Source organism: Streptomyces sp. DT224, assembly GCF_049844595.1.
In the GTDB taxonomy this organism is placed as follows: domain Bacteria; phylum Actinomycetota; class Actinomycetes; order Streptomycetales; family Streptomycetaceae; genus Streptomyces.
The window spans coordinates 1-260 of sequence record NZ_JBNCLI010000066.1 but is presented as its reverse complement, the minus strand read 5'-3'; the positions used below and the strand labels follow the sequence as shown (position 1 = coordinate 260).

At 56.2% G+C, this 260-nt stretch carries 1 rRNA gene; it reads right to left on the bottom strand.

Features of this window, described 5'->3' with window-relative positions:
- Positions 1-70 (bottom strand): 5S ribosomal RNA (gene rrf / locus ACLQ2N_RS36060); the annotation flags it as partial.
- Positions 71-260: the final 190 nt, after the last annotated feature.

Below are 260 nucleotides of genomic sequence, written 5' to 3'. Positions count from 1 at the left end.
CGGCGCTGAAAGGCTTAGCTTCCGGGTTCGGAATGTAACCGGGCGTTTCCCTAACGCAATGACCACCGAAACACTATCGGCCACTCCGCTCGAAGGCGGAGTATCGGCACTTAGCGAACAAGCACACTTTTCAATTTATGAGCGACGTTGTTCAACCAGCACGACCGTTCGTGGCCTGGGAACAACACAGTGGACGCGAGCAACTGAGGACAAGCCCTCGGCCTATTAGTACCAGTCAGCTCCACCCGTTACCGGGCTTC